This window comes from Knoellia subterranea KCTC 19937, from assembly GCF_000768685.1.
Taxonomy (GTDB): Bacteria; Actinomycetota; Actinomycetes; order Actinomycetales; family Dermatophilaceae; genus Knoellia; species Knoellia subterranea.
On the sequence record NZ_AVPK01000006.1, the window covers coordinates 143,403 to 161,830 of the forward strand.

15 protein-coding genes and 1 riboswitch are annotated in these 18,428 nt (G+C 69.0%); of the genes, 9 read left to right on the forward strand and 6 right to left on the reverse strand.

From position 1 onward, the window contains the following. Nucleotides 1–18: 18 nt before the first annotated feature. Nucleotides 19–1,446, forward strand: coding sequence for an amidase (locus tag N803_RS11600; protein ID WP_035905413.1), 1,428 nt, complete (start codon nt 19–21; stop codon nt 1,444–1,446). Between the two features lie 17 nt (nt 1,447–1,463). On the opposite strand, the gene N803_RS11605 is transcribed toward N803_RS11600, so the two are convergent. From N803_RS11605 to N803_RS11615, 3 genes are read right to left on the reverse strand one after another with little or no spacing between them, the layout of a single operon-like run. Next, complete coding sequence (locus tag N803_RS11605) at nt 1,464–2,891, reverse strand: ABC transporter substrate-binding protein (RefSeq protein WP_245617218.1); 1,428 nt, start codon at nt 2,889–2,891, stop codon at nt 1,464–1,466. Between the two features lie 14 nt (nt 2,892–2,905). Further along, nucleotides 2,906–3,730, reverse strand: coding sequence for a carbohydrate ABC transporter permease (locus N803_RS11610; protein WP_035905415.1), 825 nt, complete (start codon nt 3,728–3,730; stop codon nt 2,906–2,908). Further along, the gene (locus N803_RS11615) at nt 3,727–4,638 is read right to left on the reverse strand and encodes a carbohydrate ABC transporter permease (RefSeq protein WP_035905416.1); all 912 of its coding nucleotides are present in this window, start codon (nt 4,636–4,638) and stop codon (nt 3,727–3,729) included. The genes N803_RS11610 and N803_RS11615 overlap by 4 nt, the downstream gene beginning before the upstream one ends. A gap of 225 nt (nt 4,639–4,863) precedes the next feature. Between N803_RS11615 and N803_RS11620 the strand changes: the two genes are divergently transcribed. From N803_RS11620 to N803_RS11635, 4 genes are read left to right on the forward strand one after another with little or no spacing between them, the layout of a single operon-like run. Beyond that, the gene (locus tag N803_RS11620; protein WP_035905655.1) at nt 4,864–5,982 is read left to right on the forward strand and encodes an ABC transporter ATP-binding protein; all 1,119 of its coding nucleotides are present in this window, start codon (nt 4,864–4,866) and stop codon (nt 5,980–5,982) included. A gap of 4 nt (nt 5,983–5,986) precedes the next feature. After that, nucleotides 5,987–6,634, forward strand: a complete 648-nt coding sequence (locus tag N803_RS11625) for an ABC transporter permease (RefSeq protein ID WP_035905418.1) — start codon at nt 5,987–5,989, stop codon at nt 6,632–6,634. After that, nucleotides 6,631–7,410 carry an ABC transporter permease gene (locus N803_RS11630; RefSeq protein ID WP_035905658.1) on the forward strand — a complete coding sequence of 260 codons (780 nt, stop codon included), beginning with the start codon at nt 6,631–6,633 and terminating at the stop codon, nt 7,408–7,410. Before N803_RS11625 ends, N803_RS11630 begins: the two co-directional genes overlap by 4 nt. Next, the gene (locus tag N803_RS11635; protein ID WP_035905421.1) at nt 7,407–8,324 is read left to right on the forward strand and encodes an ABC transporter substrate-binding protein; all 918 of its coding nucleotides are present in this window, start codon (nt 7,407–7,409) and stop codon (nt 8,322–8,324) included. The genes N803_RS11630 and N803_RS11635 overlap by 4 nt, the downstream gene beginning before the upstream one ends. Before the next feature lie 75 nt (nt 8,325–8,399). Here N803_RS11635 and thiD read toward each other — a convergent pair whose 3' ends face one another. Further along, entirely contained in the window at nt 8,400–9,380 is a 981-nt protein-coding gene (thiD, locus tag N803_RS11640) for a bifunctional hydroxymethylpyrimidine kinase/phosphomethylpyrimidine kinase (RefSeq protein ID WP_084764431.1), read from the reverse strand. Between the two features lie 29 nt (nt 9,381–9,409). Further along, a riboswitch (TPP riboswitch) is annotated at nt 9,410–9,517 on the forward strand. Here thiD and thiC point away from each other — a divergent pair. From thiC to N803_RS11660, 4 genes are all read left to right on the forward strand, one after another. Continuing rightward, complete coding sequence (gene thiC, locus N803_RS11645; protein WP_035905422.1) at nt 9,515–11,284, forward strand: phosphomethylpyrimidine synthase ThiC; 1,770 nt, start codon at nt 9,515–9,517, stop codon at nt 11,282–11,284. Its footprint overlaps the riboswitch before it by 3 nt. Next, nucleotides 11,281–12,663 carry an MFS transporter gene (locus N803_RS11650; RefSeq protein WP_035905423.1) on the forward strand — a complete coding sequence of 461 codons (1,383 nt, stop codon included), beginning with the start codon at nt 11,281–11,283 and terminating at the stop codon, nt 12,661–12,663. Before thiC ends, N803_RS11650 begins: the two co-directional genes overlap by 4 nt. Beyond that, on the forward strand, nt 12,656–13,468 hold the full coding sequence (gene thiM, locus N803_RS11655) for a hydroxyethylthiazole kinase (protein ID WP_035905425.1): 813 nt from the start codon (nt 12,656–12,658) through the stop codon (nt 13,466–13,468). Before N803_RS11650 ends, thiM begins: the two co-directional genes overlap by 8 nt. Continuing rightward, nucleotides 13,459–14,121 carry a thiamine phosphate synthase gene (locus N803_RS11660; protein ID WP_084764434.1) on the forward strand — a complete coding sequence of 221 codons (663 nt, stop codon included), beginning with the start codon at nt 13,459–13,461 and terminating at the stop codon, nt 14,119–14,121. The genes thiM and N803_RS11660 overlap by 10 nt, the downstream gene beginning before the upstream one ends. Nucleotides 14,122–14,318: 197 nt before the next feature. Here the strand turns inward: N803_RS11660 and N803_RS11665 are convergent, their stop codons facing one another. Both N803_RS11665 and N803_RS11670 read right to left on the reverse strand, forming a co-directional pair. Then, nucleotides 14,319–17,981 (reverse strand): heterodisulfide reductase-related iron-sulfur binding cluster, encoded by a 3,663-nt coding sequence (locus N803_RS11665; RefSeq protein ID WP_035905428.1) that lies wholly within the window; start codon nt 17,979–17,981, stop codon nt 14,319–14,321. Between the two features lie 126 nt (nt 17,982–18,107). Further along, nucleotides 18,108–18,302, reverse strand: a complete 195-nt coding sequence (locus N803_RS11670) for a hypothetical protein (protein ID WP_035905430.1) — start codon at nt 18,300–18,302, stop codon at nt 18,108–18,110. Nucleotides 18,303–18,428: the final 126 nt, after the last annotated feature.

An 18,428-nucleotide genomic window follows, 5' to 3' on the forward strand; every position in this document is an offset into this window, starting at 1 on the left:
GTCGGGTAGGAATGGTGCATGACTGCTGCAACGACGCGTGTCAGCGCGTTCACCGATGATGCGCTGGGCACCGACGACGCGACCGGAGTCGCCGAACGCATCGCTCGAGGTGAGATCTCGGCCAGCGAGGCCGTCGACGCAGCGATCGCTCGCGTCGAGGCTGTCAACGCGGACCTCAATGCCGTCGCCTCCACCGACCACGATCGCGCCCGGGCCCGCGCAGCGCGCGTCGCGCAGGGTCGCACTCGGGGCGCCTTCGCGGGCGTCCCCACCGCCACGAAGGAGAACATCCACGTCGCAGGTATGCCGGCCGGCATGGGTTCGCGTGCCGTCCCGAAGGTGCCGGGAGACCTCGACGGCGCCTTCACCAAGCAGTTCTTCGACACCGGCGTCATCCCCGTCTGTTCGACGACGATGCCCGAGTTCGGCTGGACCGCGACGACCGAACGCGTCGGAGGTGACGTGACCCGCAACCCGTGGGACACGGCATACAGCAGCGGTGGTTCATCCGGCGGCTCGGCCGCCCTCGTCGCGAGCGGCGCGCTGCCCTTCGCGCACGGCAACGACGGCGGTGGCTCGATCCGCATCCCGGCAGCCGTGTGCGGACTCGTCGGGCTCAAGGCGACGCGGGGTCGGCTGCGACTCGACGAGGGCAACGCGACGATGCCGGTCAGGGTCGTCGTCGACGGCGTCCTGACCCGTTCGGTCCGTGACACCGCGCGCTTCTTCGAGGCGGCCGAACGGAGCTACCGCAACACCAGGCTCCAGCCGATCGGTCACGTCGAGGACGGTCCGGCCCGGCCGCTGCGCGTCGGGATGATGTTCGACTCGCCCGTCGCGCCGCCCTCGGACGCCGACGCTCGTGCCGCCGTCGAACGGACCGCCACCCTGCTGGAATCGTTGGGGCACAGCGTTGTTGACTACGTCCCGCCCATCCCGACGTTCTTCAAGGCGGACTTCGAGGACTACTGGTCACTGCTTGCGTATGCCGTGTCGTCCAATCGCGGAGGAATGTTCGGCTCGGGCTTCGATGCCGCTCAGCTCGACCCACTCACGCTCGGACTGGCCAAGCGGTTCCGCCGCCGGGCCCACCGGACACCGCTCTTCATCGCCCGGCTCGCCGCGTCAGGAGCGGTGCAGCAGAAGCGTTTTGGCGACGTCGACCTCGTCCTGTCGCCAGTGCTCGTGCACAACGCGCCCCGGATCGGCTACCTCGGCGCGGACCAGTCGTTCGAGGAGCACTTCGAGAAGCTGGTGCGCTACGCCGCGTTCACGCCACTCGCCAACGCCACCGGTGCTCCGGCGATCTCCTTGCCGCTGGGGCAGACCGATGACGGTCGCCCGGTCGGGATCATGCTGTCGGCGCGGCGCGGGGAAGAGCGACGCCTCCTCGAGATCGCCTTCGATCTCGAGGAGGCGTCACCCTTCGCCAGCCTCGCGGGCTGACGGGTTCGGTCCGCGGGTTACTGGACCGAGCTGTTGTACTGGCTGATCTGACCCGAGAGGGACTCGGCGGCCTTGGTCATGGCCTGCTGCGCGTCGGTGCCGTTGAGGGCGGACTCCAGCCCGTCCTCGGAGGCCTTGCGAGCCTGCGGCATGACACCGAGGAGGCAGCCCTGCGTGGCCTTGCTCAGCTTCGTGCCCTCGAGCTGCTTGACGGCGACGTCGAAGAGCGGGTTGGCCTGGCGGTAGGCGACGTCCTCGGGCTCGTTGAGCGCGCCCTTGCTGATCGGGAAGTAGCCCGTGCCGGTGTGCCACTGCGCCTGGCTCTTCTTGTCCGCGAGGAACTTCACGAACCGCCAGGCGGCTTCCTTCTGCACGTCCTCGTGGTTGGCGCCGTTGATCCACAGCGAGGCGCCACCGATGATCGGGCCGCCCTCGGTGCCGGCCTTGATGTGCGGGTAGTTCGCCGCACCGAGCTCCCAGCCGCCCTCCTTGGCAGCCTTGCTGAAGCCGCCGAGCTGACCGGTCGACTCGAGCGTGATCGCGAGCTGCCCCGACTTGAACGCGGCCTGGGCGGCCTTGGTGTCACGACCGGTGTTGGCGGCCAGGCCGTCCTTCACCATGGTCTGCCACCACTTCACGACCTCGACGCTCTCCGGGCTGTCGAACAGCACCTTGGTCGCCTTGCCGTCACGACCGTTGCCCTGGTCGCAGTACTCCTTGCCGTCCGTGGCGATGAACTGCTCGAGCAGCCAGCCATAGATTGCGGCACCGAAACCGTAGTCCGCAGGGCCGCCGCCCTTCTTGGACAGCTTCTCGGCGGCGGCACGGATGCCAGCGAGGTCCTGCGGCGGGTTCTCCGGGTCGAGGCCGGCCTTCTTGAAGAGGGTCTTGTTGAAGTACAGAACCGGCATCGAGGTGTTGAACGGCATCGAGTTCAGCTTGTCGTCGATGCTGTAGTAGCCCGTGATGTTGGGCTGGAGGTCCGACACGTCGAGCTTGTCGCGGTCGATGAACGCCTGCATCGGGATGGTCTGCTTCGCGTCGATCATGAAGCGGGTGCCGATGTCATAGATCTGGATGACGTCCGGGGTCGACTTGCTCTGGATCGCCGCCTTGTACTTCGTGATGGCGTCGTCGTACTTGCCGGCATAGGTCGACTTGACCTCGATCTTGCCGGTGTTCGCCGCATTGAACTCCGCGACGAGCTTGTCGAGCGCCTCGGCGTTCGTGCCGTCCATGGCGTGCCAGAACGCCACCGTGGTGACACCGCTGGCCTTGTCGAGGACGTCGGCCGCGGGAGCCCCCGTGCCGCCCCCGTCGCTGTCCCCGTCGGATCCGGAGCCACCGCCACAGGCGGCGAGCACGAGGCTTGCCGACAGCGCAACGGCTGGCACGGCATACCGGAGCCGACTGCCCCTCGAGGGGCTGGAAGTCGTGCTGATCACGAGAACTCCTTTGTTCACTTGACGGCGCCCGCGGTGAGCCCGCGGACGATGAAGCGCTGCCCGAAGATGACGAGCAGAAGCGTGGGGAAGAGCGCGAGCATCACGCCGGCGAGGACCATGCCGGGGGAGTCGGAGTCCGAGCTCTGCAGTTGGCTGATGCCGATCTGGATCGTCTGGTGCTTCGGGTCCTCGGTGGCGAGGAGCGGCCAGAAGTACATGTTCCAGGCCGACAGGGCCGACCAGATCCCGAGCGCCGCAAGGCTCGGCCGCGACAACGGCAGCAGGATCGAGAAGAGGAAGCGGAAGTGCCCCGCACCATCCACTCGCGCCGCGTCCCGCAGCTCCATCGGGAACGACAGGAACGACTGCCGCAGCAGGAACGTCCCGAAGCCCGTCGCAAGGAACGGCAGCGTCAGCCCGGCGATCGTGTCCTTGAGGCCCCACTGCGAGATGAGCAGGTAGTTCGGGATGATGATCGACTCGAACGGGATCATCATCGTCGACAGGAAGACGCCGAACCAGAACGCCCGCCAGCGCAGGTTGAGGAAGACGAACGCGTAGGCCGCGAGCGCACTCGTCACCATCTGGCCGAGCGTGATGCCGAGGGTCTGGAGGACGCTCGTGAGGTACTGGTTGCCCAGCGGAATGATGTCGAGCGCCTTGGAGTAGTTCTCGGGGTGAATCCCGTTCTTGGGCCACAGCGCTGGCGGGAAGCTGTTGGTGTCGCGCTCGCCCATGAGGGAGCCGACGAGTCCGTAGTAGACGGGGAAGAGGACGACGAGGAACAGCACCCCGAGGATGAGGTAGCTGCCGAGGTTGGCGAACCTGCGTGACTTCACCGGTAGAACACCTTCCTCTCGAGCACTCCGAATTGCAGGGCCGTGATGATGAGGACGATGACGAGCAGCACCATCGCCTGCGCCGACGCGTAGCCGTAGTTGCTGTTGTTGTTGGCGAACGCCTGCTCGTAGATCGAGTAGACGAGGGTCGTCGTCCGGTCCTCGGGTCCACCGACGGTGAGGATCTTGATCTGGCCGAAGCTCTGCAGCGAGTGGATCGTGCCGACGACGACGAGGAAGAAGAGCTGCGGGGTGAGCAGTGGCATGACGATGCTGCGCTGGAGTCGCAGTCCGCTCGCGCCGTCGAGCCGCGCGGCCTCGAGGATGTCCTCGGGCAGTGCGCCGAGCCCCGCCGACAGGACGAGCAGGTTGTAGCCGATTTGCATCCACACAGTGGCGCCGGACACCGACCACAGGGCGAGGTCGGGGTTGGTCAGCCACTGCACCTTGTCGATGCCGAGGTGGCTGAGGATGCCGTTGAGGACACCGCTCGCAGGGTTGAACAGGACGCCGAAGATCACCGACGCCGTCGCCACGGAGAACGCGAACGGGAGCGCAAAAGCGGTGCGGAAGAACCGAACTCCGCGAATCCGCCCCTGGAGCAGCAGCGCAATGAGCAGGGCGATGGCGATGCTCGGGATGACCGTGAGAACCGTGAACGCGAACGTCACCCACAGCACCTGGAGGAAGTCCGGATCACTGAAGAGCCGCGTGTAGTTCACCGCCCCCACGAAGCCGCTCGGGTTGCCGAGGATGTCCGTGCCCTGGACCGACAACAGGATCGACTTCACCAGCGGCCAGAAGATGAAGAGCCCGAACACGATGAGCGCGGGCAGCAGATAGCCGATCGCGATCCACCGTTCGCGCCGCCCCTCCGCACCGACGGTGCTCGCCACGGGGCTACTCACGGGTCTGTCCTCGTCGTTGGGGTGCCACGAGGCGCCATGCTAGGCCGGTTTGTTCACTTTCTGTCCATCTGACGACGCCTTTGGGCGGAAAGTTCCGTCCCGAATCCTCGGCCCCCTGATCTGCGCGTATGCCGTCCGCTCCCGTTACGTTGGAGGCTGCGGACCCGGGCCACACGGCATACGGGAAAGCAGGTGCTCGACCGACAGCGAACGTGAGGGATGCGCATGATCCGGTTCGACAACGTGACGAAGCAGTATCCCGGAGGGACGGTCGCCGTCGACGACCTCAGTCTCACCGCGCCGACCGGTCGGATCACGGTGTTCGTCGGGCCGTCCGGATGTGGCAAGACGACGTCGCTGCGGATGATCAACCGGATGATCGAGCCGACGACCGGGACGATCAGCCTCGACGGCCAGGACACGGCCACGATGAACGAGGCCGAGCTGCGGCGCGGGATCGGCTACGTCATCCAGCACGCGGGGCTCTTCCCGCACCGCACCGTCCTCGACAACGTGGGGACCGTGCCGCGACTCCTCGGGTGGGACAAGAAGGAGACCCGCGAACGATCGCGCGAGTTGCTGGCCCGCGTGGGGTTGGCCCCCGAGCTCGCCGATCGCTATCCGTCACAGTTGTCCGGTGGCCAGCAGCAACGCGTCGGAGTGGCCCGGGCGCTCGCGGCGGACCCGCCGGTCATGCTCATGGATGAGCCCTTCAGCGCGGTGGATCCCGTTGTGCGAGAGCAACTTCAGGACGTATTCCTGGACCTCCAGGGTGAATTGGGCAAGACGATCATCTTCGTCACCCACGACATCGACGAGGCGATCAAGCTGGGTGACCAGGTGGCGGTGCTGCGCGTCGGCGGCAAGCTCGCGCAGATCTCCGACCCCGCCTATCTGCTGGCGCACCCGGTCGACGACTTCGTCGCGGACTTCGTGGGGCGCGACCGTGGCTATCGGTCGCTGCAGTTCCAGCCGACTCCGCGGCTGCCGTTGGCGAACGAGCGCACGGTGGTGCTCGGGGAGTCGGTCGCTGACCTGTCGGTGCCGTGGGTGCTCGTCGTCGATGACGCCCACCGGCCGCTGGGCTGGGTCGAACCCTCGCGGATCGACGCGGAGGTCCGAACGGAGCACCTGCACCGCGGTGGCACGGTCGCGCGGGCATCCGGTTCGTTGCGCGGGGCTCTCGATGCGGCGTTGTCCTCGCCATCGCGTCGCGGCGTCATCGTCGACGACTCCGGTGAGCTCGTGGGCACGGTGCGCGCGCACGAGGTGCTGTCCCTGATCGAGGCCGCCGACCGTCCCGACGAGGATCGAGCCAGCGCACTCGCAGAGGAAGGCTCCTGAGGTCATGACCTGGGTCAACGACCACTGGGACGAGATCTTCACGTTGGCACGCAGCCACGTGTGGCTCGCGGGGCTGCCGCTGATCCTGGGGCTGCTCATCGCCCTGCCTCTGGGTTGGGCGGCGCGGCGGTGGACCCGGGTCTATCCCGTGCTCATCTCGACGTCCGGGCTGCTCTACACGATTCCGTCCCTCGCGCTCTTCGTGATGATGCCGCTCATCATCGGGACGAAGGTGCTCGACCCGATCAACGTCGTCGTGGCGATGACGATCTACACCGTCGCCCTGCTCGTGCGCACGGTCGCCGACGGGCTGGGCTCCGTGCCCGACGACGTGCTCCAGGCCGCCCGGGCCATGGGCTATCGCGGGTTCCGCCGGTTCTTCGGGGTCGAACTGCCACTGGCCGTGCCGGTCATCGCGGCCGGGCTGCGGGTTGCGGCCGTCTCCAACGTCAGCATCGTCTCGGTCGCCTCCCTCATCGGCGTCTCCCAGCTCGGCAACCTGCTCACCGACGGATACGACCGCTTCATCACCGAGGAGATCCTCGCCGGCATCGTCGCCTGCGTCGTGCTGGCCCTGATCTTCGACGGACTCATCCTGCTCGGGCAGCGGCTGCTGACACCGTGGCTGCGCGCACAGGGGGCGCGGTCATGATCGGCAGCATCCTCGAGTGGCTCACCTCGGCGGACACGTGGTCGGGGGACTCCGGTCTCGGAGCCCGATTGGTGCAGCACCTCTGGTACTCCCTCCTCGCCGTCGTGATCGCCGCCGTCATCGCCATCCCGTTGGGGCTGTGGGTCGGTCACACCGGACGCGCGCGGTGGCTCGTGACTCTGGCCAACTCCCTGCGTGCCGTGCCGACGCTCGGCCTGCTCTTCGCAGTGGCGTTGTGGCTCGGCCCGAAATTCACGTCCGACCTCGCCTTCCTCATTCCCAGCGTGGTCGTCCTCGTCGTCCTCGTCATCCCGCCCATCCTTTCCGGCGTGTATGCCGGTGTCGAGGCTGTCGATCCCGCCGCCCGTGACGCTGCGCGCGGAATGGGGATGACCGGGGCCGAAGTCGTCCGTCAGGTCGAGATCCCCAATGCGCTGCCGCTCATGCTGTCCGGCCTGCGGTCGGCGTTCCTCCAGGTCATCGCGACGGCGACGGTCGCGGCATACGTCGGTCTGGGCGGCCTCGGCCGCTATCTCATCGACGGACTCAAGACCGGCGACTACGTCTCCACGGCCGGTGGAGCGCTCGTCGTGTCGTTGCTGGCGCTCGCCGTCGACGGGGTTCTGGCCCTCATCCAACGTCTCGTCGTCTCGCCGGGTCTGACCGGCAAGGCCTCGTTGACCCGTCGACGTGGAATGTCGGCGGTCAGTGCTGAAGTTGCATCAAGCGACGGCGGCTCCCCGCTGCCCGAAACCAACCGAAGGATCTCCTCATGAAGCGCATGACCTCCGTCCTGGCACTCACCACTGCAGCGATCCTCGGACTGTCGGCCTGTGGCGGTGGCGGCGACCCGCTCTCCTCGGACACCCCGGCTGCCAGCGGGTCGTCCTCGTCCGGCGGCGCAGTTGTCATCGGCTCCGCCGACTTCCCCGAGTCCGAGCTCCTCGCCGAGATCTATGCCGGCGCGCTCAAGGCCAAGGGCATCAACGCCTCCACGAAGCCGCGCATCGGTTCGCGCGAGATCTACCTCAAGGCGCTTGAGGACGGGTCGATCCAGGCCATCCCGGAGTACACCGGAGCCCTCGGGTTCTTCTATGACAAGAACTTCAAGGAGACCGACCCCGACAAGGTCTACTCGGCCGTCGAGGGCCTCCTGCCCGCGAACTTCGCGATGCTCGAGAAGTCCGCTGCCGAGGACAACGACTCGATCGTCGTGACCAAGGCGACTGCCGATTCCAAGTCCCTCAAGACCATCGCCGACCTCAAGGCCTCCGCCGGTGAGATGACGCTTGGCGCACCCCCGGAGTTCGAGAAGCGTCCGCAGGGAATCCCGGGTCTGACGGCGACCTATGGCGTGACGTTCAAGTCGTTCCGTCCGCTCACGGGTCAGGCGCTTGTCCAGGCCCTGAAGAACGGACAGGTCGACGCAGCCAACATCTTCACGACCGACCCGTCGATCGCGGAAAACGGCTTCGTCTCGCTCGAGGACACCCAGAAGCTGTTCGGCTCGCAGAACATCGTCCCTCTCGTCGCCAAGGACCGCGCCGAGGAGTTGGCGCCCGCCCTCAACGCCGTGTCGGCCGCGCTGACCACCGAGGTCATCTCGGGGCTGCTCAAGCAGACCGTGACGGACAAGAAGGACGCCAAGGACGTCGCCGCCGAGTTCCTCAAGGCCAACAACCTCGGCTGACTTGCTGGCGCGGATCGTGAATAGTGCCGCGCACGCTCAGTTGCTCCTTCGTCGCAAACGCGTGCACGGCACTATTCACGATCCGCGAACGTCTGCGGTCGGGCTCACTGCCCGGCCTTGTGCGCGAAGCTGATCGGTCGACTTCGGCTCTGCGCCCTCGTCGGACGGTCTGGTCGGCCAGCGGGACTGCCAAGCGTGGTGGACGGGGCCGGGGCCGGAGCCGATGGTGAGATCGTCGGCGTGACGGAGTGCCCCCGTCAGGTAGTCCTTGGCCGCCTGCACCGCGGGCAGCCACTCCTCGTGCCGGGGCCGGAGGGCGGCGATGGCCGAGCTCAAGGTGCAGCCGGTGCCGTGGGTGTTCGTCGTTGCCACGCGCGGCGCACTCAGTTCGTGCGTGCCCGCAGCGTCGGCCCAGACATCGACGGCGGACGGTCCTTCGAGGTGCCCGCCCTTGAGGAGGACCCGAGGCGCGCCCGCATCGAGCAGTGCCTCGGCCTGGCCGTGCAGTTCGGCGACGTCACGGGCCTCGGCGCGGCCCAACAGGGCTGCGGCCTCGGGGACGTTCGGGGTGACGACAGAGCACAGCGGCAGCAACGCGCGCATCGCCTCGAGGGCCGCCTCGTCGAGGAGGCGTGAGCCGGACGTCGACACCATGACGGGGTCGAGCACGACGGATATGCCACGCAAGGACTCGAACCCCCGCAGCGCGGCAGCGACGACCTCGATGACGTCGGCACCGGCCAGCATCCCGATCTTCACTGCGTCGACGGCGACGTCGGCCAGCAGGGTCTCGAGCTGCTCCGCGACGAAGGCAGGCGGGACGGTGTGGACGCCCGTCACGCCCGTCGTCGCCTGAGCCGTGAGAGCGGTGATGACCGTCGTGCCGAAGGCGCCGAGAGCGGCGAACGTCTTGAGGTCCGCCTGGATGCCCGCACCACCTGACGGGTCGCTCCCCGCGATCGACAACGCAACCACCTGCGATGGGTTCGCCTGTCCCGCAACGGAACTCACGGCATACACAGGATCGGGACCGGTGACCACGCTGGGGGGTGCCATGCCGACAAGGTAGCGGTGGCGCTACGGTGGCCACACCCCACGGGAGCCCGGGCACGGGCTGAGATCGGACTGTTGCCGTCCGGACCGTCTGAACCTGTCCGGATCATGCCGGCGAAGGAAGAGGAGACGCCACCGTGCGCAGCCATGCCCTGCCCGAAGTCCATCCGCAACACCGACTCGCGACCATCAGCGACGGAGACATCGAGGTCCCGGTGACCGCGATCAGCCTGTCCGACAGCCCTGACGGGACGCCGAACGACGACGTCCTCGTCTATCGCACCGCCGGCCCGGGAAGTGAGCCCGAGGTCGGCCTGCCGCCCACCCGCGCGGAGTGGATCGCGTCACGCGGCGACATCGGGACGTATGCCGGCCGCCCCCGAACGCTGTCCGACGACGGCCGATCCGCCGTCCGGCGAGGAGAAGCGAGCCGCGCGTGGCGCGGTGGACGTCGCGACCCCGTGCGTGGGCTCGACGGGCGCACGGTGACGCAGCTGCACTACGCGCGGCGCGGCGAGATCACGGCGGAGATGCGCTACGTCGCGTTGCGCGAGGGATGCAGCGCCGAGCTCGTCCGCCAGGAGGTCGCCGCCGGTAGGGCGATCATCCCCGCCAACGTCAACCACCCCGAGTCCGAGCCGATGATCATCGGCCGCGCGTTCCTCACCAAGATCAACGCCAACATCGGCAACTCCGCCGTGACGAGCTCCATCGCCGAGGAGGTGGAGAAGCTCACCTGGGCCACGCGGTGGGGCGCTGACACCGTCATGGACCTGTCGACCGGCGACGACATCCACACGACCCGCGAGTGGATCCTGCGCAACAGCCCCGTGCCGATCGGGACCGTGCCGATCTATCAGGCCCTCGAGAAGGTCGACGGTGACGCGGCTGCCCTGACGTGGGACGTGTTCCGGGACACCGTGATCGAGCAGTGCGAGCAGGGGGTCGACTACATGACGATCCACGCGGGTGTGCGGCTGGCCTATGTGCCGCTCACGGCCGAGCGGGTCACCGGCATCGTGTCGCGCGGCGGGTCGATCATGGCTGGCTGGTGCCTCGCGCACCACGAGGAGTCGTTCCTCTACACGCACTTCGACGAGCTGTGCGAGATCTTCGCGCGCTACGACGTCGCGTTCTCGCTCGGTGACGGGCTGCGCCCCGGGTCGATCGCCGACGCCAACGACGAGGCCCAGCTCGCTGAGCTGCGGACTCTCGGGGAGCTGACCCAGCGGGCGTGGGAGCACGACGTGCAGGTCATGGTCGAAGGCCCCGGGCACGTCCCCCTGCACCTCGTCCGCGAGAACGTCGAGCTCGAGCAGGATTGGTGCCACGGCGCGCCGTTCTACACGCTCGGGCCGCTCGTCACCGACATCGCGCCCGGCTACGACCACATCACGTCGGCCATCGGCGCCGCGACGATCGCGCAGTTCGGGACGGCGATGCTCTGCTACGTCACGCCCAAGGAACACCTCGGGCTGCCCAACCGTGATGACGTCAAGACCGGCGTCATCACCTACAAGATCGCCGCCCACGCCGCCGACCTCGCGAAGGGGCATCCCGGTGCGCGGGTGCGCGACGACGCCCTGAGCAAGGCCCGGTTCGAGTTCCGGTGGCACGACCAGTTTGCACTGTCGCTCGACCCCGAGACGGCGATGGCCTTCCACGACGAGACCCTGCCCGCAGAGCCGGCGAAGACCGCGCACTTCTGCTCGATGTGCGGCCCCAAGTTCTGCTCGATGCGGATCAGCCAGGACATCCGTGACGCCTACGGCTCGGCGGCCGAGCAAAGGGCCGTCGTCGAGGCGGGGTTCGCCGAGAAGTCGCGGCAGTTCGTCGAGTTGGGCTCGTCGGTCTACGTCAGCGACGAGGCTGTCGACGCGGTCGAGGTTGTCGAGGTGGTCCGATGAGCATCGTCGAGACCCTCGCCGTTCCCAGCCAGACACCTGATCCCACGCCCAGCGGTGCCGACGCGGGCGGACCCAAAGCCCGTGCCGCGGTCCGCGCCGGCGTCGTCGGCAACTACGTCGACCAGTTCAACATCTTCCTTCCCGTCGTCGCGCTCGCCCCGGCGCTCGCGACGGTCGCTGGCCCCCACGCCGCCGTCACGGCCGGCGCACTCGTCATCGTCGCCACGCTCCTGGGCCGACCGGTGGGCTCGATGGTGTTCGGGCAGATAGCGGACCGCATCGGCCGAACCCGCACGACGAAGATCGCCATTGCAGGCACGGCCGCGTGCAGTCTCGCCATTGCCGCGGTTCCCGCCCACTCGGTCATCGGAGCGTGGGCGATCACGGTGATCATCGCGCTCCGCTTCATCGGCGGAGCCTTCCTCGCCGGCGAGTACACGTCGGCGATCCCGCTCGCCATGGAGTGGTCGCGCCCGCGCCGCCGCGGTCTGTTCTCAGGACTGATCATGTCGATGGCCCCGCTGGCGCAGGCGAGCATCGCCTTCGCGACCGTCGGTCTCATCGCCGCGCTGGGGATGGCCGACTACGCAGCCTGGGGGTGGCGCATCGTGTTCGTCATCGGTGGCACGGCGAGCCTCGCCCTCCTCGCGTACTACTCCGCCAACGTCGTCGACGCTCCCGACACCGTCGCGGCGCGTTCCACTCGACCGGCCCGGAAGTTCTCGCTGGCTCGTGAACTCCGCACCGTGCTCGGCGGACCACACGCGGGCGCCTTCTGGCAGATGTTCGGGCTCATGACCGGCCTGTGGCTCATGACGAACATGGTCGTCATCAACCTCACCGGCCGCCTCGCCAAGGACCTCGGGCTCACGGGGGACCGCGTCGCCACGGTCATGGGAGTGGCCGCTCTCTGCCAGGCCGTCGTCATGGCGTGCACCGGGCACCTGTCGAGCTTGCTCGGCCGGCGTCGCTTCTTCGTGATGTGGGGCCTCATGGCTGCCGCCGCGGGACCGGCGCTCTGGTACGCCACCATGACAACCGGGGCGCTCGCCCCAGCACTTGGTGTCGGCCTGCTCCAGATCCTCACCGTCTGTGGCTACGGACCCGTGGGCGCCTACCTCTGCGAGCGCTTCCCCGCCGGCGTCCGCTCGACGGGCTACGGCACGGCGTACTCGCTGTCGATCATCGCCCCTGCCCTGTGGCCGTTCTGGATGCCCCATCTCGAGGGCGTGCTCGGGCACGACGGCGCGGTCCTCGTCGTCCTCGCCGTCGGCGGACTCCTTGTCGCCGGATGGGGCTCGCTCGGTCCGCGCCTCGCGCCGGCCGACCTCGACCGTCCCGTTGAGGTTGTGGCACACCGCCCGTCGGCTGATGACTGACCCGACCGACCTGCGCCGGGAGGTGGCCCTGGCCATCTCCCGGCTGCGGGATCGCGCACCGCTCGTCCACGCGATCACCGGCAGCGCGACGCAGGGCCTCGTCGCCGATGGGCTGCTCGCGGCGGGTGCCAGGCCGATGCTCACGTCGACCCTCGCCGAGGCACCCACACTTGTCCGCGGCGCGAATTCTCTTCTCGTCAACCTCGGTTCGCTCTCCACCGACGCACGCGAAGCGGCAGTCCCGACGGTTCAACAGGCTCGGGCGGACGGCATACCGTGGGTTCTCGATCCAACCGCCATCGGAGTGGCGCCGATCCGCACACCCCTCGCGCGCGAACTCGTGGCACGACGCCCAATTGCTGTGCGCGGCAACGCTTCCGAGATCCTCGCGCTGTGGGAGACAGACTCTCGGTATGCCGTCCGCGGCCCGGACAGCACCGCCTCACCGGACGCTGCGATCGAGTCCGCGAAGGCGTTGGCCCGGGCCCACGGGTGCGTCGTCGCGGTGTCCGGGCCGGTCGATGTCGTGACCGATGGGGTGCAGGTCGTGCGCGTGGCGAACGGCCGCTCGCTGCTGACCAGGGTGTCCGGCACGGGGTGCCTGCTCGGAGCGCTGACCGCGGCGTCCGTGGTGGGGGCGTCATCGGTGCTCGGTGCGGTGGTCGCGGCGACGGCACTCCTCACCTGTGCGGCCGATCGAACGTCTGCAGCGGGACCTGGGTCGTTCCGGATCGAGCTGCTCGACGCGCTGGCGGAGATCGGGCCCGACGAGGTTGCGGAGGCGGTGGACCTGCGATGCGAGTGACGCCCGACTGGAGGCTGCAGTTCGTCACGTCCGGCAGCGGCGACCGCACGGTCGCGGCCGCGGTCGCCGCCGCGCGCGGAGGTGCCGGGATCGTCCAGGTGCGTGCCAAGGAGCTGCTCGGTGGTGAACTGCTCGAGCTCGTATGCCGGGTGGCCGACGCCGTCGCGGCCGCCGCGCCGTCGTCGCTGGTCACGGTCAACGACCGCGTCGACGTCGCCGTTGCTGCGCGGCGTCGTGGGGCGCGTGTGCATGGCGTTCACCTTGGCCAGGCGGACTTTCCGGTGGACGAGGCACGGTGGCTGCTCGGGGAGGGTGCCCTTGTCGGACTCACGGCGGGGACGCTCGACTTCGCGCGCGAGGCCGAGAGTCGGGTGGGCGCGGGGCGGCCGGACTACCTCGGTGCCGGACCGTTTCGGCCGACCCCGACCAAGGACGTCGGACGGCCGCCGGTTGGGCTCGCGGGGTACCGCGATCTGGTGGCGGCGACGTCACTCCCGGTGGTGGCGATCGGCGACGTCCGCAGGGGCGACGTCGCCGACCTCGCCACCACCGGCGTGGCGGGGGTGGCCATGGTGCGCGAGGTCATGGAGGCGACGGACGCCGAGGGGCTCGTGTGCGAGTGCCTCGCCACGTGGGACGGCACGCGCAGCTGAACTCGGGTCCCGGCGGCTGAATCCGGGAGGTGGGGGCGGGCACGGCGTGCGGCAATCGGGAGAGGGGCTGCGTTCGGCTGTGCGGTGATGTGGCTCGTCGGCACAGGCAGACGGTCGTTTGCCGCGCGCCGTGCTCGCCAGAACAAGAGTGGCCCCGCCGACGGGTGTCGGCGGGGCCACTCATGCGCGGTGCTGGATCAGTCCCACGGGTCGGGCGCGTTGAGCAGGTCGTCCGCGTTGGCGACCGGTGCCTCGGTGGAGGTGGCCGGTGCGGGCTTCTGCTCGTCTTCCTCTGCCTGGCTTGCCTCGGCTGCGGGCTCTTCGGCGGGAGCCTCGTCAGCGGGCTCCTCAGTTGAGGGCACCTCTGCCGGAGCCTCGACCGCCGGCTCCTCGGCCTCGGCCTCGGCCTCGGGTGCTGGCGTCTCGGCGGGTGCGGAGGCGGCCGGCGTTGACGGCTCGTCCCACGGGTCCGGGGCCGAGAAGAGGTCGTCCTGGACGGGCGCAGCCGGAGCCGCGGACGTCGTCGGAGCAGCGGACGTTTCGGCTGCGGGCTCCTCAACCTCATCCTCGGCGGCTGCCTCGGTCTCCGGCTCGGCTTCGGCGGGTGCCTTGGTCTGAGCCGTCGGGGTGGCGGGCTCGTCCCACGGGTCGACGTCGTCGGTGGAGACCGGTGCGACAGGTGCCTCGGGCTTCGGCTCGGCTTCGGCGGGTGCCTCGGTCTGAGCCGCCGAGGTGGCGGGCTCGTCCCACGGGTCAACGTCGTCGGTGGCGACCGGTGCGGCGGATGCCTCGGTCTTGGCCTCGGCGGGGGCGGCCGGGGTGGCGGGCTCGTCCCAGGGGTCGACGTCGTCGGTGGAGACCGGTGCGACAGGTGCCTCGGGCTTCGGCTCGGCTTCGGCGGGTGCCTCGGTCTGAGCCGCCGAGGTGGCGGGCTCGTCCCACGGGTCAACGTCGTCGGTGGCGACCGGTGCGGCGGATGCCTCGGTCTTGGCCTCGGCGGGGGCGGCCGGGGTGGCGGGCTCGTCCCAGGGGTCGACGTCGTCGGTGGAGACCGGTGCGACAGGTGCCTCGGGCTTCGGCTCGGCTTCGGCGGGTGCCTCGGTCTGAGCCGCCGAGGTGGCGGGCTCGTCCCACGGGTCGGCTTCGGCGGAAGCGGCCGGTGCGGGGGCTGCGGCTGCGGGAGCAGCGGGCTCGTCCCACGGGTCGGCTTCGGCGGAAGCGGCCGGTGCGGGGGCTGCGGCTGCGGGAGCAGCGGGCTCGTCCCACGGGTCGGCTTCGGCGGACGGAGCCGGTGCGGGAGTTGCAGCCGGAGCAGCGGCGGCGGGCTCGTCCCACGGGTCCGCCTCAGCCGACGCGGTCTCTACCGGCTTTGCGTCACCAGCGGGAGCAAAGGCACTCCCCTCACCGGTACCCGACGAGCCCTGCTGCCCGGCATCGTCAGCAACGGCCTCGGCGACCACGGCAGCACCGGCGGCGGCCGCGGGAGCCGACTGGCCGGCATACGAGGACGCCTCGGAGGCGACCGAAGCCGCAGCCGACTCGTCCACGACAGCCTCGTCAGCAGCGCCGTCCTCCTGGCCGCGGCGCACCGCGGCGAGCAGCATCTGGGCGACGTCGACGACCTCGACATCCTCACCGACGCCCTCGGACTGCTTGGCCGTGAGGCCGTCCGAGATCATGACGCGGCAGAACGGGCAGCCGATGGCGATGCGCTCGGCACCGGTGGCGAGTGCCTCCTCGGTGCGGTTCATGTTGATGCGACCGCCGAGCTTCTCCTCCATCCACATGCGGGCACCACCGGCGCCACAGCAGAACGACTTCTCCTTCGAGCGCTCCATCTCGCGCAGCTCGACGCCGGGGAGGGCGCCGATGAGTTCGCGGGGCGGGGCGTAGACGTTGTTGTGGCGACCGAGGTAGCACGGGTCGTGGTACGTCACGGTCGGCGCCGTGGACGCGGCGTTCTTCGCGGACGACATGCCGGGGGCGTCGGCCGGACGGGCCACGGGGACGAGCTTCTTGTCGCGCACGAGGCGGTTGAGGAGCTGCGTGTGGTGGACGACCTCGAACGTGCCGCCGAGGTCGGGGTACTCGTTCTTGATCGTGTTGAAGCAGTGGGCGCAGGTGACGACGATCTTCTGGACGCCGAGCTCACCCATGGTCTCGATGTTCTGCTGGGCGAGCATCGAGAAGAGGATCTCGTTGCCGGCGCGGCGGGCCGAGTCGCCGGTGCAGGTCTCGCCGTCGCCGAGGACGGCGAACGACACACCCGCGGTGTCGAGGAGTTCGGCCACGGCGCGGGAGGTCTTCTTGGCGCGGTCCTCGTAGGCGCCGGCGCAGCCGACCCAGAAGAGGTAGTCGACCTCCTCGGCGGACTCGAGATCCTTGCCGAGGACCTTGACGTCGAAGGGGAGGTCCTTGGCCCAGTCGAGGCGGGCGCGCGCACCCATGCCCCACGGGTTGCCCTTGGACTCGAGGTTCTTGAAGAGGCCGCCGAGCTCGGAGGGGAACGCCGACTCGATGAGCGTCTGGTAGCGGCGCATGTCGACGATGTGGTCGACGTGCTCGATGTCGACGGGGCACTGCTCGACGCAGGCGCCGCAGGTCGTGCAGGACCAGAGGACGTCCTCGTCGATGACGGCGTCGGGGCCGTGCGGGTTGTAGGCCGAGAGGGGGCTGTCGATGTCGTAACCCGTCGCTCCGATGAGCGGCATGTCGGCGAACTGCGTCAGCGCCGACGGCATCTCGGCCCGGGCCTCCTCGGAGGCCTGGATCCACGGCGACTTCGCGTTGGCGTGGTCACGCAGGGTCATCATGAGCAGCTTGGGGGAGAGCGGCTTGTCCGTGTTCCACGCGGGGCACTGCGACTGGCAGCGACCGCACTCGGTGCAGGTGGAGAAGTCGAGCAGGCCCTTCCACGTGAAGTCCTCGACCTTGCCGACACCGAGGATCGGCTCAGAATCAGACTCGGTGGCATCCTCCGAGTCTTCGGAGGCGGCCTCCATGGCTTCCATCGAGAAGGGGGTGCCGTCACCCATCGTCATCGGCTTGAGGTTGCCGAGGGCGGTGCGGCCAGAGGACTCGCGCTTGAACCAGATGTTGGGGAAGGCGAGGAAGCGGTGCCACGCGACACCCATCGTGGGCGTGAGCGAGATGGTGATCATCCACGCGAACGAGATGATGATCTTGATCGTGGCGACGATGACGATCGCGGTCTTGATGCCGTCGACGGACAGGCCGCCGAAGATGCCCGACAGCCACCCGGTGAGCGGGAAGTGCAGGCCGATGGACTCGTCCGGGTGCTCGATCTTCGTCAGTGCGGCCTCGAGGAGGCGCAGCGCGAGGATGCACAGCGTGACGCCGAGGATCGTGAACTCGACGTAGTAGGCCTGCCACCAGGTCGACCCGAAGAAGCGCGAGCGGCGTCCGTCCTTGCCCTCGGCCGAGCGGGGGTGCTTGGCCTGGCGGATCGCCATGAGGATGACGATGCCGACGAGGCCGGTCCACGCGAAGACCTCCAGGATCCACTCGTACGGCGGGAAGTGGCCGATGATCGGCAGCACCCACTCCGGCTTGATGAGCTGGCCGAAGGCGTTGACGAGCGTCCCGAAGAGCAGGAGGAACGACAGCGCCGTGAACCAGTGCGCGATCGCGACGACCGGCAGCCGCGACATGCGCGTGTGTCCGAGGAACTCCTTGAGCAGCGTCCACGTGCGCGCCACCGGCTCGTTCGTGCGGCGCGGGTCGGGCTGGCCGACCTTGTAGAGGGCCACGAACCGGCTGATCTGGCGGAAGAGCAGGGCCCAACCGATCAGCATCAGCGGGAAACAGATGGCGGAGGCGACGATCTGGAGCGCGGACATGCCCGCGAGTCTACTGAGCGCTAAGCGCTCGCATAGTGCTCAGAGAGCACGCTCACGGCCTTTGTGTTGGGACTCACGGATCGGCACGGGTGGCTCCCGCCGCCGGAGATCACGCCGAGCGGCGGCTCAGGACCGGCTCCCGCCCGACCGGCCGCGGACCACGAGCGCCGCTCCGAGCAGTGCGACGAGGGGGCCGATGATGGCCCACGTCGTCGAGCCGGTCATGGCGCTCCCGCCGACGACGCCGATGCCCTGAAGGAACCAGAGCAGGCCGACGAGCACGAGGAGGGCACCGACGCCCACAGCAACAGGACCGCGCATGCCTCCATCATGCCCCCGCATGGAGCCTCATGAGGGGTGGCCGGGATCGGCCTGCCGGAGCAGGATGTCGAGTGAGGTGGGCAACGCGTTCTCCTCGGGTGGGTGGCTGTCACCCGGGAACTGTCC